At 52.2% G+C, this 14,331-nt stretch carries 15 protein-coding genes; 12 read left to right on the plus strand and 3 right to left on the minus strand.

Annotation, left to right across the window (positions count from 1 at the left end; genetic code table 11):
• The first annotated feature begins 12 nt into the window (after positions 1 to 12).
• The 8 genes from mnmH to nagZ all read left to right on the plus strand — a co-directional run bounded on the left by mnmH (position 13) and on the right by nagZ (position 8,714).
• Positions 13 to 1,050, plus strand: a complete 1,038-nt coding sequence (mnmH, locus tag M0651_RS10370; protein ID WP_248551694.1) for a tRNA 2-selenouridine(34) synthase MnmH — start codon at positions 13 to 15, stop codon at positions 1,048 to 1,050.
• Between the two features lie 134 nt (positions 1,051 to 1,184).
• Positions 1,185 to 3,590 (plus strand): S-layer homology domain-containing protein, encoded by a 2,406-nt coding sequence (locus tag M0651_RS10375; protein WP_248551673.1) that lies wholly within the window; start codon positions 1,185 to 1,187, stop codon positions 3,588 to 3,590.
• Positions 3,591 to 3,740: 150 nt separating this feature from the next.
• Positions 3,741 to 4,592 carry a DUF2785 domain-containing protein gene (locus M0651_RS10380; protein ID WP_248551674.1) on the plus strand — a complete coding sequence of 284 codons (852 nt, stop codon included), beginning with the start codon at positions 3,741 to 3,743 and terminating at the stop codon, positions 4,590 to 4,592.
• Between the two features lie 125 nt (positions 4,593 to 4,717).
• Positions 4,718 to 5,488: a MerR family transcriptional regulator gene (locus M0651_RS10385; protein WP_248551675.1), complete on the plus strand. Its 771-nt coding sequence runs from the start codon at positions 4,718 to 4,720 to the stop codon at positions 5,486 to 5,488.
• Between the two features lie 170 nt (positions 5,489 to 5,658).
• Positions 5,659 to 6,117 carry a DinB family protein gene (locus tag M0651_RS10390; protein WP_248551676.1) on the plus strand — a complete coding sequence of 153 codons (459 nt, stop codon included), beginning with the start codon at positions 5,659 to 5,661 and terminating at the stop codon, positions 6,115 to 6,117.
• 63 nt (positions 6,118 to 6,180) lie between these two features.
• Positions 6,181 to 6,732: a hypothetical protein gene (locus M0651_RS10395; protein WP_248551677.1), complete on the plus strand. Its 552-nt coding sequence runs from the start codon at positions 6,181 to 6,183 to the stop codon at positions 6,730 to 6,732.
• A gap of 29 nt (positions 6,733 to 6,761) precedes the next feature.
• Positions 6,762 to 7,337 carry an LOG family protein gene (locus M0651_RS10400; protein WP_248551678.1) on the plus strand — a complete coding sequence of 192 codons (576 nt, stop codon included), beginning with the start codon at positions 6,762 to 6,764 and terminating at the stop codon, positions 7,335 to 7,337.
• A gap of 54 nt (positions 7,338 to 7,391) precedes the next feature.
• Positions 7,392 to 8,714 carry a beta-N-acetylhexosaminidase gene (gene nagZ / locus M0651_RS10405; protein WP_248551679.1) on the plus strand — a complete coding sequence of 441 codons (1,323 nt, stop codon included), beginning with the start codon at positions 7,392 to 7,394 and terminating at the stop codon, positions 8,712 to 8,714.
• Positions 8,715 to 8,720: 6 nt separating this feature from the next.
• Here nagZ and M0651_RS10410 read toward each other — a convergent pair whose 3' ends face one another.
• Positions 8,721 to 9,035, minus strand: a complete 315-nt coding sequence (locus M0651_RS10410; protein ID WP_248551680.1) for an MGMT family protein — start codon at positions 9,033 to 9,035, stop codon at positions 8,721 to 8,723.
• A 170-nt stretch (positions 9,036 to 9,205) separates the two neighbouring features.
• Between M0651_RS10410 and M0651_RS10415 the strand changes: the two genes are divergently transcribed.
• Both M0651_RS10415 and M0651_RS10420 read left to right on the plus strand, forming a co-directional pair.
• On the plus strand, positions 9,206 to 9,949 hold the full coding sequence (locus tag M0651_RS10415) for a DUF1361 domain-containing protein (protein WP_248551681.1): 744 nt from the start codon (positions 9,206 to 9,208) through the stop codon (positions 9,947 to 9,949).
• Entirely contained in the window at positions 9,946 to 10,509 is a 564-nt protein-coding gene (locus M0651_RS10420) for a GNAT family N-acetyltransferase (RefSeq protein WP_248551682.1), read from the plus strand. Before M0651_RS10415 ends, M0651_RS10420 begins: the two co-directional genes overlap by 4 nt.
• 142 nt (positions 10,510 to 10,651) lie before the next feature.
• Here the strand turns inward: M0651_RS10420 and M0651_RS10425 are convergent, their stop codons facing one another.
• Both M0651_RS10425 and M0651_RS10430 read right to left on the minus strand, forming a co-directional pair.
• Entirely contained in the window at positions 10,652 to 11,461 is an 810-nt protein-coding gene (locus tag M0651_RS10425; RefSeq protein ID WP_248551683.1) for a histidinol-phosphatase, read from the minus strand.
• A 54-nt stretch (positions 11,462 to 11,515) separates the two neighbouring features.
• The gene (locus M0651_RS10430; RefSeq protein WP_248551684.1) at positions 11,516 to 12,418 is read right to left on the minus strand and encodes a LysR family transcriptional regulator; all 903 of its coding nucleotides are present in this window, start codon (positions 12,416 to 12,418) and stop codon (positions 11,516 to 11,518) included.
• Positions 12,419 to 12,688: 270 nt separating this feature from the next.
• On the opposite strand from M0651_RS10430, the gene M0651_RS10435 reads away from it, so the two are divergent.
• Together M0651_RS10435 and M0651_RS10440 are read left to right on the plus strand one after the other, a co-directional pair.
• The gene (locus tag M0651_RS10435) at positions 12,689 to 13,147 is read left to right on the plus strand and encodes a chemotaxis protein CheX (protein WP_248551685.1); all 459 of its coding nucleotides are present in this window, start codon (positions 12,689 to 12,691) and stop codon (positions 13,145 to 13,147) included.
• A gap of 184 nt (positions 13,148 to 13,331) precedes the next feature.
• Positions 13,332 to 14,108 carry an SDR family NAD(P)-dependent oxidoreductase gene (locus M0651_RS10440; RefSeq protein ID WP_248551686.1) on the plus strand — a complete coding sequence of 259 codons (777 nt, stop codon included), beginning with the start codon at positions 13,332 to 13,334 and terminating at the stop codon, positions 14,106 to 14,108.
• Positions 14,109 to 14,331 lie beyond the last annotated feature (223 nt).

Below are 14,331 nucleotides of genomic sequence, written 5' to 3' on the forward strand. Positions count from 1 at the left end.
GCAACATTGGATATGTTTCAGGATTTAGAGCTGGAGGAATGGGCGAATCAGAGAGAGGGCGGTAAGGCGATCACGATGATCGACGTGAGATCCCCTTCCGAGTTCGCGGAATCCACGATTCCCGGCAGCTTGAATATTCCGCTCTTTGACGATCAGGAACGGGCGGAAATCGGAACTTTATATAAACAAGTGAGCGTAGATGCCGCTAAACAACGTGGGCTTGAAGTCGTTTCGGCCAAGCTGCCGGACTTTGTTCGGAAGTTTGCGGAAATTTCTGGGCGAAAAGCGGTGTTTTGCTGGCGAGGAGGTATGCGGAGTCGCACGACGGCCACGTTGCTCAGCCTCATGGACATTCACACCTACCGATTGGACGGCGGATATCGGGCTTATCGTCAGTGGGTTGTCAGCACGTTGGAGGGGATGGAGTTCGTCCCCGATATGACGGTGATCCACGGGAATACAGGAAGCGGCAAGACCCTTCTGCTTCGCAAGCTGCAGGACAAGGGATATCCCGTGATGGATCTGGAAGGGATGGCCGGGCATCGGGGGTCGGTATTTGGCCAAATCGGATTGCAAGCCCGTAACCAGAAGATGTTCGACTCCTTGCTATTGGAGGACCTTCTACGTTACCGCGATACTCCCTATGTGTTAATGGAAGCGGAAAGCAAACGGATTGGCAAGGTGGTCGTCCCCGATTTTCTCATGGCGAAGAAAGAACAGGGCCGTCACATCCGTATCGACCTGCCGTCGGACGTCCGCGTGCAGATCATCTTGGAGGATTACGAGCCTTGGAACCATCCGGAGACCTGCCTGCAGGCGTTCCGTAAGATCAAAACGAAGATTCACACGCCAATTGCTGCGGAAATCGAACAAAGCTTGCTCTCAGGCCGTTACGACCGAGCGGTTGAGCTGCTGCTGATTTACTACTATGATCCAAGATACGCTCATACGGAGAATCAATACGAGGACGCCGATTTTACCGTGATTCGTGTGGGCTCGGTCGATGAGGCGGTCACGGAGGCGGAACGGTTATTACCTAAGCCAGTTTGAATATGAGAAGGTTCCGAAACAGCTCGCAGATCGTTCTGCGGGCAGTTTTTTTGGCGGCATCGTTTTAGGGATGGAAAATACAGACAATCCGCTTTACAATAGATAAGGAAGAAAATATTGGGAAAAGTGGGAAGGTGAAACGGTTGAAGCATCAGGTTTATAAAGTCGGCAAGTCTTCAGGCAGGAAGCCGTCAGTCAAACTGGCATTCCTCGGTTTGATTGCGCTTTCAGTGGCTTTGCCGCAAGGTGCGGCGTTCGCAGAGGATGTAGCGGCATCCTCGACTTCAACAACTACGGTCGTCGTAGATTCGGGAAATGCAGGAACGGGCTCGTCCATATCGGGGAACACGGCAGCAGATCCGTCCAAAGCGAAAATCACCAAAGACCAGGCCATTGCCAAGGTCCGGGAGTGGTTTCCGGCGTTGGAAGCCGCCACAGTCTCGCAGGTGGAGTATGGCGTGAATAATGTGTACCCGGCTCCAAGTAATCAAGATGTATGGACCATCCAATGGGAAGTAGAAGTAGAGAATGGAAGCTATGGCTTTAGCAGCCAAGTTGACGCAATCACGGGGGACTTGATTAATACATACATCAGCTTTCCGCGGGAAGGCAACAAGTCGTATTATCCTCCGAAAATTACGAGAGAGCAGGCCTTGGAGAAGGCGAAGGCCTTTATTTCTAAAGCTGTCCCTTCGCTATCTGTGGATGAGGTGAAGGAAAGCGATTCGATGTTTTTCTCGGATGCACCGACTTTATTGGGTCCCGTGAATTATAGCTTTAGTTTCAGTATTCTGAAGAACGGATTGACCTCCGGTTTTGAATCGATCTATATCACGATTACCGGTGATGGAGAAGTAACGCAATTCAGTCGGCCTGGGGAGAAGCTGGATTATCCGTCCTCCGTTCCGACGGTTTCGAAAGCCGATGCGGAGATGAAATTCCGGGAGGAGTTCCAGGTTGAGCTGGGGTATGTCCCAGTGTACAAGAACGGCGTCATCTCGGATTGGGTGTTGACTTGGGGGCCGGCCTCAGACACTACTCAGCCCATCAACGCGTTGACCGGACATAAGATTAACAATGAAGGCGAAGAGATCACCGCCACAAAGGTAACCTACAGCGACGTTCCGACGGGGACCAAGCTGTTCCAGCCACGGACGTCCACGACGGAATTGACGTCCGACGAAGCCGCCAAGCTGGTGGAACAAATCGTCTTTATTCCGGAAGGACGGGAGCTACGTTATCCGAACCTAGACCAGGATTATCAGAATCCGGAGCGGAAAACGTGGCGCCTAAGATGGGAAGAGGAGCGTCAAAACATGGCGGAACCTTTCTATTTCCCCGCGCAATCGTCCGCAACGGTCGATGCCTTGACCGGACAAATCCTGGAATTCCAGATTGAATCCTATAATTACGGTGAACCGCGCGAACCGTTGGTGGCCCCTTCGGGAGCAACTAAACTGGATTACGAGCAAGCGAAGCAACGCGCCCTGGAGTGGGTCAACCAACTGTATCCGCAAGCAAGCAGGGACTTGAAGTTGATGGAACGCGGAGAGTCTTGGAGCCGCCTCTCGAACGGGGAGCAATTCCGATTCGAGCTTAACCGCTACGTGAACGACATTCCGGTGCTCAGCGGAGGGATAACCATTACAGTAGACGCCTACGGCCGATTGTTCTTCTATTCGATCAGCCGCGGCGAAGTTCCGGCGAATATGCCTGACGGCAAGGCCGTGACCGTAACTGCCGAGCAAGCGCTCAAATCGTATTTGGATAATTATGAACTGGAATTGCAATATACCCAAATCGGCGGGTATACCATCGATAATACTTACGTGGAGCCGAAGGTTTACCTGGTCTATTCTCCGCAGGCCAAGGATCCATCGAAGCCTTACCAGGTGCTGAATGCCGTGACCGGGAAATGGGTGACCTCCTTTGAGGACCTCCGTACAGAACAAATGGGGGGCAACGTAGAACCGAAGGATTTGAAAGGACATTGGGCGGAAGCGGATTTAAAGACTTTGGTCCAATACCGGATTCTTGAACAAGATGACCAAGGAAACCTGAAACCGGAAGAATCAATCACATTGGGCGAATGGTTAACCTATGCCGTCAAAGCGGCAAATCCTTATTATACCGGTTACGTTCAGGCTTCCTCTTCTGCGAAGGCGGGTATACCGGTAGACCATCCTTATTATCAGGTGGTGAGTTACGCTGCCGAGCTAGGTTGGATTGAAAGCATTGACCCTTCGCAATTGGATAAGGTGCTGACGCGGGAGCAACTGGCCGTCCTGCTAACCTCGATCGTCAAATATGATCGATTAGCGACGTTCTACGGGAAAGACGTTTTGGTCAATCAATTTAGCGATACGGAGAAAATTACCCGGCCCGGCGAGGTCGCCATCGCGGTACGACTTGGATTGCTGCAGGGGCAAAACGGTAAATTCAATCCGCAGCGCCCTGTCACCAAAGCCGAAGCCGCCTCAATCCTCATGAGATTGGTGAAGCTGCAAGGCAAAACCGACCAGTCGATCGGCTTGGAATAACGCCGCTGGGTGAAAGCTGTAGGGAGAGGCCATAAGGCCTCTCTCTCTTTTTGTAAGCTTGGTTGGATTACGGAAGGGTAAATTGCAGGATTTAGGCTTGGTGATTTCAAATGAGAAGGAAACACTATAACGTAAGGAGGTAACTCTTACTTGGGCTATGAAGGAAACAATCCGTCGAAATTGGAGTTGCGAGAACAGCTGCAGCGTATGCAGCAACAGGTGAACTTCACCCCCGCTCCTGATGCTGCATTTCAACTTGCCTTGTCAATGATGGAGCATCTCGGCGACTCTGACCCGGTGCTTCGAGATGAACTCATTTACAGCACACTTCAGAGTTGGATCACCGAGGGGGGATTTCAGCCGCAACAGTTACGCCAGCTATTATCGATTGCTATTGCTGATGATCACCTCTTTTATCGGATCGGAGAAGAGAAGACGAATTCGGTTTTTGTACGTTCGTTCTCCGCATTAATTCTACCGCTCATCCTGTGGGCGGATCGGCAAGTTTCTTTTTTGGATGATTCGGATATTCGTACGATTGTCTATAAACTAACAGATTATATCAACCGGGAAATAGATTTAAGAGGATATACCGGTGAAACGGGATGGGCTCACGCAGTGGCGCATGCCGCTGACGCGGTCGAGGATGTCGTTCAATCTATGTACATACGCCCCGAAGATTTAAGTGGCTTCTTGGAAGCTTTTAAATCTCAATTACGTCAAACCCAATATCCATTTATCTATGAAGAGGATGAACGGATGGTTTCCGCTGTAGTAACTCTATTGAACCGAAATCTCTTAGAGGACAAGGAGATACTCAGGTGGATTGCCGATTTGGGAGATACTCCGAAAGTTGGTGACCCCCTGGTAGATCTTGTGTCCATGACGAACATCAAGAATTTTCTAAGAAGCTTATATTTCCGACTACTGCCGAACGAAGGGATAGCCCGATTTATCGATCCGATCCTTATGGCATTGAACGGAAAGTTGTTCCGGTCCTAAAGGTCGCTGAAGCTGTAAAATGACAGTTGACTCTCCCCTTTGAGGAGGCCTTAAGCTCAATAAGCGGAAGTCGGAAGCCGATGTGGTACAACGACGAGACCGCCAAGTAAAGGAGGAGATGTTCCATGTTATACACCGTTAAAGAGGTATCGGACCTTTCGGGAGTGACGATTAAGACGCTGCATCATTACCACAAGATTGGCTTGTTGAAGCCGCAGGAAATTAGTGAAGCCGGCTATCGGTTATATGGCGAACGGGAGCTGGAACGGCTGCAGGAGATCCTGTTCTACCGGGAGCTGGAGCTGCCGCTGGCGCATATCCAGTCGCTGCTGGAAGAGGAGCGGAAACGCGGTGACATCTTGGCCGAGCAGCGGGAAATGCTGCGAAGCCGACAGCGGAGGCTGGATTCCATATTGCAGACGCTGGAGAAATCACTGGATGGCGCAGCTGCAGGAGAAGAGCTGAGAGGCAAGGAACTGTTTGTTGGGTTCACTGATGAAGCGGAGTGGCGTGAGGCCTTGCAAGAGCAGGAGGAGTATTTAAGCCAAACCTACGGAGTGGAGATCCCCGGGCCCCAACCGATCGATGTGCCGGAACTTAACGAGCAAGCCAAGGAGGCGATGGAGTTTACAAGCAAACTCGTGGAGGCCTTACGTTCCGGCATATCCCACCAGGATGAGGGAATCCAGCAAATCATTAAGGACCATCTAGCCTTTATGACGAAGCACGGCCATCCCGCAACGCCTGCGGATTTCGCTGCGCAAGCTCGATTTTTCCTCAGCGACGAATTCCACCGCGCGATGCTGGAAGGACAACAAACCGGGCTGGCGTATTTTTTGCTGGCTGCGGCCGAAGCCTATGCCGCCAATCCGCCGGAAGCCGGATTGAACCGATAACGCCAACCAACTGAATGGATGAACCGCAAACGCTCCCGCGACAGGCATGTCCGGGGGCTTATTTTACATTCGGCGGGCTGAATTGGCCCAGATACTTATGGTAAAATCAGGGTACCGCCTTAAGGTGAATTTTTCCTAGACAGCTTTTACCAGGGAGAGGAGTCAGGTCGATGTTAAAGATGTTTCAATATAACTGGCAAGTTCGGGACGAATGGTTTCATTGGTGCGAGAAGGTCTCCTCGGAAGAACTGCTGCGCAAGCGGGTGGGCGGGGTTGGGAACATCCTGCAGACGTTGTTCCATATCGCCGACGTGGAATGGAGTTGGATTCGCACCATCCAAGGGAAACCGGATTTTCAAGAGGATTTTAAGTCCCATATGTCTTTGGAATTGGTGAGAAAACTTTCAGATTCCTTTCATACAGAAGTGGAGGAGTTCCTACAGACTTGGACGAATGATAGGGACGGTATACTCGTCACCGATCCATGGGGAAGAGAATTTACGCAAGGCGAAATTCTGCGTCATACCATTGCCCACGAAATCCATCATATCGGCCAGTTGTCCGTTTGGTCACGGGAGTTGGGATTAGCGCCGGTATCGCCTAATTTTATCAACCGGGGCATTCGGTAGCTTTTCGAAAAAAAGGGCAATCTAATCCATATATCCCAATTTAAGCACCGAGGAGGAAGCGGCTTGAGACAAAATATTCAGGTGCCTTATGGTTACGAGCCCCCGGCCCCAAGTCGGAAAGGCACGTTGATCTTCTACGATTCCTTTGAGCATATTTCGGATGAAGAACTCGGGCGGGCCGCCGATGAGGCGGTGAACCGCAAGTTTACGAAGTTGATTCTCTATCCGCTGCATGAAGAAACGGTGAGACGGATGGCTAAAGAACCTGTGAGCCCTTTCTATCGAAGGGAAGACCGGCTTCATGAGTGGAGACGGGAGCAGGAGGGAACCGGTCTGGCCATTGCGGTGGAAGGTTGGGAAGGCAAGCGGAAAAAGTACACGCCCATCGACACCGCCCTTCGTCATTTGACGGAAGTCTACCCGGCGCCACACTTTCTATATCTCACGCCGGAGATGGCGAACCAGTTTGCCTCCTTCTCCTCTTTTGAAGAGTGGATTGTCAAGATCCGGCTTCTGCTTGCAGCGGAACCGAGTCATCCGCACCCGCGGCTGGTGAAATTCAGCCATCGTTGGGACCTTGCCGGTGGTCGTTTGGATTCGCTTGATAAGGTATAGTTTATATTTATCTTGCAGGAGGGAAGAGGATGAAATCGATTTGCGTATTTGCCGGCTCGCGGTTTGGTGAAGATGAGCAATTCCGCTTGAAGGCGGAACAACTTGGGATAGTTATGGCTCAGCGGGGATACCGCTTAATCTACGGGGGATCCAGGCACGGCCTGATGGGTGCGGTAGCGGACGCGGTCTTGGCAGCCGGCGGTGAAGCGGTTGGCGTCATGCCCTCCGGTTTGATTCACGGAGAGATGGCCCACCCGGGGCTGACGCAGTTTATCGAAGTTGAAGGAATGCATGCTCGCAAGGCGAAAATGAGCGAAATGGCCGATGGATTTATCGCCCTACCTGGCGGATTTGGTACGCTGGAGGAGCTGTTTGAGGTGCTGTGCTGGCTGCAAATCGGTATCCACCAGAAGCCGGTTGGCGTCCTCAACGTACAGGGCTATTACGAACCGCTGATGGTGTTGGTGAATTCCTGCGTCTCGGCGGGGTTTGTACACCCTGGGCATGAATCCCTGGTCAATCTGGCCGAAGATCCGGGCGAGTTGTTAACCCAGATGGAGAGCTTCGTGCCGTCCATCGCGGAGAAGAAGTGGAAGCAGGGCTGAAATCTGCGAAGTAAGAAAGTTTAGTTTATTCCTAAAACGAACGGAGGCAGACGAATGGACGGGATCAACACACAGCATCGAAGTAGAAGCATCTGGATGGTCGCCTGCCTGCTTCTGATAGCTGTCCTTTTGATTGGGGGATGCTCCCCTAGGCGGGGGGCGGCGAACCCTCCTACGCCTTCCGCAGACGAAGGAAATGGAACGGGCGAGACGGGGGCCAACCAGGGGGAGGCATTCCCTTCCTCCTCCGAAGCGCCAGACACACCGGAGACGCCGACTGATCCAACTGCTGAGCTCTTAGCCCAGTTGAGCACCGAGGAGAAAATCGGCCAGCTGGTTCTGGTGGGCATGGAGGGGACGAAGCCGGACGACGTGACCCGGTCATTGATCGAGGAGTATCGCGTTGGGGGCTTTATTTTCTATAAGGACAATATCCAGGATACCCAACAGGCGCTCGAATTGTTTAACGGCTTGAAAGCCGCCAATGCGAAGCAGCCAGTGCCGCTGTTTCTGAGCGTTGACGAGGAAGGCGGGCGGGTTAGCCGGATGCCGGGAGAACTTACGAAACTGCCGACCGCTCGTAAGATCGGGAATACAGGAAGCGAAGAATTGGCCGGGCAAATGGGCGGCATCCTGGGCCGTGAGCTGGCCGGTTTCGGCCTGAACCTGGACTTCGCCCCGGTGCTTGACGTTAACAGTAACCCGGATAATCCGGTGATCGGGGATCGGGCGTTTGGTACGAAGCCGGAAATTGTCAGCCGCATGGGCATTGCCGTGATGAAAGGGATCCGGGAGCAGGGCGTAATCCCGGTCGTGAAGCACTTTCCGGGGCATGGCGATACTTCTGTGGATTCACATCTCGGGTTGCCGGTCGTTGAGCATGATTTGACCCGGCTGCGGAAGCTGGAGCTCGTGCCCTTTAAGCAGGCGATTCAAGAAGGGGCCGACGTCGTGATGATCGCTCATCTGTTGATGCCGAAGCTGGACCCTGAGCACCCGGCTTCCTTTTCCAAGGCAGTTATTGATAATTTGCTGCGGCAAGAGCTCGGATACGAGGGGACGATCATTTCCGACGATATGACGATGGGTGCCATCGTTGAGCATTACGATATCGCTGACGCTGCCGTGCAGTTCATTCAGGCCGGAGGAAATATCGTGTTGGTCGGGCATGATTACGAGAAGGAGAAGCAGGTGATCCAGGCGCTCCGGGATGCCGTCAACTCCGGTAAGATATCGGTGGAAACGCTGGACGAACGGGTATACAACGTCCTGAAACTGAAGGAGAAGTATGCTCTCACTAACGACTCCGCGCCGGGGCCTGATACAGAACAGTTGAATCGCGATATCAGCAATACCTTGAAGCCTTACGGATTATGATCCTGATCACCCATTCTCCGGGCGGTACTGGTACCGGTTCAGATCAATTCTACCGCCCGGCAGAACTTCTACGCCTTCCGCTTCCAGGTTCCAGGTCTGTTCCTGCACCGCCGCTTCCTCCTGCAAGGCGATTTCCCCCTTCCCGTTGACCACACGGTGCCATGGCAAACCGTATTTGACACTCATGCTGTGAAGGATGCGAACGACCTGTCTGGCCGCGCGGGGACTTCCTGCGGCGGCGGCAATCTGACCATAGGTCATCACTTGTCCTTGGGGGATGGCGGAGATGATTTCGATGGTTCGAGCGGTGAACGGCTGCATGGGCGATAACTCCTTATTCAAACGATAGGATCTATACCGTTTTATACCACGCCGACGAGACAAGTTCCAGTCTCCAAACCCGGAAGATCGGAGCTTAGGAGTCGCTGCAGCGGTAACTATCCGCCAGCCTAAATCGTATATTGGCCATAAGGCAGACGGGAGGAATGAGTTTGCAACGGTGGAAGAATCTCGGATATCCGGACAAATGGATCTTATATGTAATCTTGTTCATCTTCACAATCATCGGGATGAAATACGTCATAAGCACGCAGCTGCCCGAAGGCGGACGTCCGCCTTACCTGTTCCTGATTTGGAACGCTTTTTTGGCCTGGATTCCGCTGGGGCTGGCGGTGTTGCTCGACCTGATCAGCTTGTTAACCTCGCGGACGGCGAAGTTTGCTTTAAGTGTGCCGGTGGGGCTGTTATGGCTGTTCTTTTACCCGAATGCCGCCTACTTAATTACCGATTTGCTGCACCCGTTTAACCGCTATCCGATTGCGGCGGACACCCGATTTTGGGAAGACATTTCGTTCTGGGACCATCTCTTTACCCTGCTGTTTGCTGGATTACTGGGATTGTCGCTGGCGTCGGTGTCTCTGGCATCCGTGCATCAGTTGGTACGAAAGGCGGCCGGCCGTCTGGCGGGCTGGGCGTTTGCCGTTACCGTACTATTGCTTAGCAGCTTCGGTATTTATCTGGGCCGCTTTATCCGCTGGAACAGTTGGGATTTGCTCAGGCATCCGGGATTTGTGCTTCGGGAAACGGCTGCTTATTTTACCGATGCCGCTAACGTGGAGCATGCGCTGTCTTTTTGTAAATGGATTTTTCTGATCACGTTATTCTGTTATGTAGTGCTTTACGGGTATGGGAGAGTACATCGCTTATCGGATCGAATCCAAGGGGAGGGCACATGACGGACATGAAAGAGCAGCTGCGGCGGCAGTTTCCTGTGTTGGAGAGTGAGCGGCTGATCCTGCGGCGGCTTCTGCCGGAAGACGCGGCGGCGATGTTCCGCTGCATGTCCGATCCAGCGGTACGCGCGTTTACAGAGATGAATCCGGGTAAACTGCTGTTCCCGGGTCGATTATACCGCTATTTCGAGGAATCGTACCGATTTCTGCGGGACCTGCATTTTGCCGTGATCCGTAAAGGAGAAGGGGACTGGATCGGACTCTGTTCGCTGCAATATTGGGACGTTGAGGGGCAGAAAGCTCGGCTCGGCTATCTGATCTCCCCGGCTCACTGGAACCAGGGGTATGCGACCGAAGCGGTCGAACGCGTGCTGGATTTTGCTGTCAGTAAGCTGGGGCTGAGCAGCGTCGAAGCCCGCTGCAGCGCGGATAATCCAGCATCGGAACGCGTCCTGAAGAAATGCGGTCTGCGGGAGTCAGGTCACCTCGTTACGACTGGAGGCATGGGTGAGAGAGTGCAGCTGAAGAGGTATCTCTTTGAAGGGAAGTTCTTTGAAACGTAAGTGATAGCTTTTGTTACACAAATGAAATATAGCTGTGATCAAACCCTAATAGAAAGGGGGTACACTTATTACATGACCCCCTTTTGAATATATATTTTCTCTTGGAACCCGGAGCGTGAGACGTCGGGTTCTCTTTTTTTGTCTATAAAGGAACGGTGATTTTCTGTTTGTTCTTGAAATACACCCATTCATGAAAGCCGATTTCTTTGAGGCGACGGGCGACTTCTTCCCATTCATCGCCAACCCGCGACGGCGTGTGAGCGTCAGAACCGAAGGTCACGGAAACGCCAAAATGAAGCGCCCGCTCGAGGATCGAATCGTCCGGATACCAACCGCCGCTTAGCTTTGTTTTCCCAGAGGTATTGATCTCAATGGCAATCCCGTGCTCCGCGATCGTCTTTAGCGTCTCGTCGATCGCCTGCGCAGCCGGAATGTCGGTAAATGCCGGGTAGTTGCCTTTCATTGCATCGATATGGCCCAGAATTTGAAACATTCCGCTTCGCGCCGATTGGCGAATCAGATCGTAATAGCTCTCCTTGCTAGTAATTTTCTCCTCGCGGCTCAGGCCTTTCCAACGGTTCTTGTTGAATATGCTTACCTCTCCGACGCTGTGTACCGACCCAATCACGTAATCAAAAGGATATTGATTTAGCGTATTCCGGTATGCGCCCACGTGTTCCGGGAAGAAATCCGATTCGATTCCCAGTAATACGTCGATTCGGCCGGCATATTCTTGCTTGAGTTTCAACACTTCTTCAACGTATCCGGCAAAAGCTTGTTTGCCCATGGCGATTTGGGGAAAAGGTTGGTCTTCTACACGGCCGAAGTAAGGCGTATGGTCACTGATGCCGATCACCGCTAGACCGGCAGCGAGGCCGGCTTCGATATAGTCGCGGATGTTCCCGTCGGCATGGCCACAGCGGAAGTGATGAGTATGAAGATCGAATTTCATAGGGGGCTGCTCCTTTCTCGTAGTGAGGACTTGGCGCCTACTTCTGCCCGCGGCTTATTCAGAGCTGATGAAATGTGTTTCCGGCATGCCCTTCAGATCACCAAGGAACTGCTGCATCGCCGAATTGATGTAGCGGCTCGATTTGTAAATGACACCAACCGGATGCGTCACTTCAAGCTCAGGAATCGGTACCACCTTTAGCGTACCCTGTTTCAGCTCCCGTAATATCGACTGCCGCGAGATGATTGCCGCGCCCAGATTGATTTCGACCATCCGTTTAACTTCTTCGCTGCTGGAAAGCTCCATGACGATGTGCGGTTCGATGTCATGCTGCCGGAATACCTCGTCGATAAAACGGCGACCGACCGTATCGGGCGATAGCATAATGAGGGGGACGTCGCGCAGTGATTCGAGGGTGGGTGAAGGGTTGCCCGCCAAAGTGTGCAGCGGCGAGACGACGAATTCGAAGGTATCGTAATATAACACCGACGATAGTACTTGAGGGTTGTTTTCAATTAAATACCCGATGCCGATATCGACAAGTCCCTGCTCTACGTTTTGGTAAATTAAGCTGGAGGGCATGGATTGAATGGTGGTTTTGATCAGAGGGAACTGGTCTTGGAAATAGGACAGAATCCGCGGCAAGATCTGAATCGCGATAGACGTAGTGGTCCCGAGCACGATATGGCCCTGCGGGGTATGCTCCATGTCGGACAACTTCTGCTTAAGTTCCTCGACGATATCCAAGATGCGCTCCGCCTTCTCGAGAAACACCTGTCCCCGATCCGTCAGGGTGACCGGTTGGTTCCGGTCGACCAATACGGTGCGGAATTCGTCCTCCAGGCTTTTGATCTGGGCCGATACGGCAGGCTGGGTTAAGTTGAGCAATTCCCCCGCCTTTCGGAAGCTTTTCGTTTTCGATATGGTGATCAGCGTCTCCAACTGACTAATATTCACCAGAAGGCCTCCTTTCTTCCCGTTCCTTGGGAAATCGCCGGATCCGGCGATTTCCTCGTGATTTACTAATTATAGGGGATGTTCCTTCGCTAAATCAATGATGCGCCGTTTGGCTTTCTTCGACAATCCTTTTACCGCAAAGTTCGTCTGATCGCCATCATTCGATTTTTAATGACTTATGTATAGGAATAAAGTATAATAAGATTTAACTAAAAGCTGGGTCTAATGTATCGTAAAGTTATTCTCCTAGTGAAAAGGGGCGCATAAATTTTGAAAGCAGAAGTCATAAATCCTTTTCTTGAATCCGCACGTTCGGTCATACAACAGGTTGTTCAAGTTTCTCCTTCCACCGGGAGTATGGGGGTTAAAGACGTAGTACCTGTGCAGGATCATATATGGATTCAAATCGGCATGACCGGTCACTTTAGCGGCATGGTTGTGTTCGGGTTGCAGGAAGCCGTGGCGCTTCGCATCGTTTCAGCGATGATGGGCGGTTTCGTACTAACGGAAATGGATGAGATGGGACAAAGTGCAATTTCCGAGTTGGGTAATATGATCAGCGGCAATGCCAGCACGATTCTGTCCAACCAGGGATTTGCTGTGGATATCACTCCGCCGCAGGTCATTAAGACGGAGAATGCAACCGGAGTGGGACCACGTAAGGCGCTTTGCATTCCGCTGTTGATGGACGGGATCGGCGAACTGGACATTCAGGTGATGATCTCTTAAGATAGGCAGGTTTGGAGCACCGAGAAGGTTGAATGAAGCTAGGGAGTGAGTAGCGGAGCGTAGGGAGACCTACGTGAGCAACGGAGGGACCGGCTGAGTTCAAGATTCGATGTCGATTAGCTGCTCTGAAATTGCCTCGTGATCCGAAGATGACTTTTTGAACTACCTTTCGGAGGGAAGTAGGATGTCGTTAGAGGGTAAGGTTATCGTCATCACCGGCGCATCCAGCGGGATTGGCGCATTGGCGGCGCAGATGCTGTCCGAGCGCGGGGCTGTGGTCGTCTTGGCCGCAAGGAATGCGGACAAGCTGAAGCAAGTTGCCGCTAGGATGACTGGGCCGTATCGGGTGCTTGAGATGGACGTTGGCAGCGATACTTCCGTGAAGGAAGGATTCGAACAGATCCTGTCGGAATTTGGACGGGTCGATATCCTGCTGAACAATGCGGGATACGGCAAGTTTGAACCGCTGGACCAAATGCCGGTGTCCGAATTTACCGAGATGATGAACGTGAATTACATAGGGATGGTTCGATGCACGAAGGCGGTTCTACCTTCTATGAAGGCAGCCCGTGCTGGACGTATCGTTAACGTTGCTTCGATGGCCGGCAAGATCGGCACGGCCAAATCGACGGCTTATACCGCTACCAAGCATGCGGTTGTTGGTTTCGGTAGCGCGCTGCGTCAGGAGGTCCGGGAGTACGGGATCACAGTATCCACTATCAATCCGGGACCAATCGATACGCCATTTTTTGATATCGCGGATCCCAGCGGGGGTTACGTCAAGAATGTGCAATGGATGATGCTGAAGCCGGAGCGTGTCGTTAAAGCAATGGTGAAGGCGGCGGAGAAAGGCACAACAGAGATTAACCTGCCTTGGATCGCCGGGGTAGGGGCGAAGTGGTACCAGATGTTCCCCCGCTTGGCCGACCGCTTAAGCTATCGGATGATGAATAAGAAATAGCCTGCCTGCGAAGGCAGGCTTTTTGTTTGCGGACGGGTGGTACTGCCCGTCGTCAATTATGGGAAGATGATCGCGTACGAGTTTTGCTTCCGGCAGCAAGTTGAGGGACAAATACAAATGTTGTATTGGATGCAACATTTTTTGTAGGGTCGGGTACATTCAGAGCGAATTGTTGAAAAAAGTGCAACATTAAGATCGTAGCAAACTCAATTGAATGCTGATT

It is taken from the genome of Paenibacillus mellifer (genome assembly GCF_023195895.1).
Lineage (GTDB): Bacteria > Bacillota > Bacilli > Paenibacillales > Paenibacillaceae > Fontibacillus > Fontibacillus mellifer.

Coding starts and splice junctions, on each gene's coding strand:
- M0651_RS10410 (WP_248551680.1), bottom strand. CDS start 9,035: ATGCAGCCGTTCACCGCTCGAACCATCGAAATCATCTCCGCCATCCCC.
- M0651_RS10385 (WP_248551675.1), top strand. CDS start 4,718: ATGTTATACACCGTTAAAGAGGTATCGGACCTTTCGGGAGTGACGATT.
- M0651_RS10400 (WP_248551678.1), top strand. CDS start 6,762: ATGAAATCGATTTGCGTATTTGCCGGCTCGCGGTTTGGTGAAGATGAG.
- mnmH (WP_248551694.1), top strand. CDS start 13: ATGTTTCAGGATTTAGAGCTGGAGGAATGGGCGAATCAGAGAGAGGGC.
- M0651_RS10420 (WP_248551682.1), top strand. CDS start 9,946: ATGACGGACATGAAAGAGCAGCTGCGGCGGCAGTTTCCTGTGTTGGAG.
- M0651_RS10390 (WP_248551676.1), top strand. CDS start 5,659: ATGTTAAAGATGTTTCAATATAACTGGCAAGTTCGGGACGAATGGTTT.
- M0651_RS10425 (WP_248551683.1), bottom strand. CDS start 11,461: ATGAAATTCGATCTTCATACTCATCACTTCCGCTGTGGCCATGCCGAC.
- M0651_RS10440 (WP_248551686.1), top strand. CDS start 13,332: ATGTCGTTAGAGGGTAAGGTTATCGTCATCACCGGCGCATCCAGCGGG.
- nagZ (WP_248551679.1), top strand. CDS start 7,392: ATGGACGGGATCAACACACAGCATCGAAGTAGAAGCATCTGGATGGTC.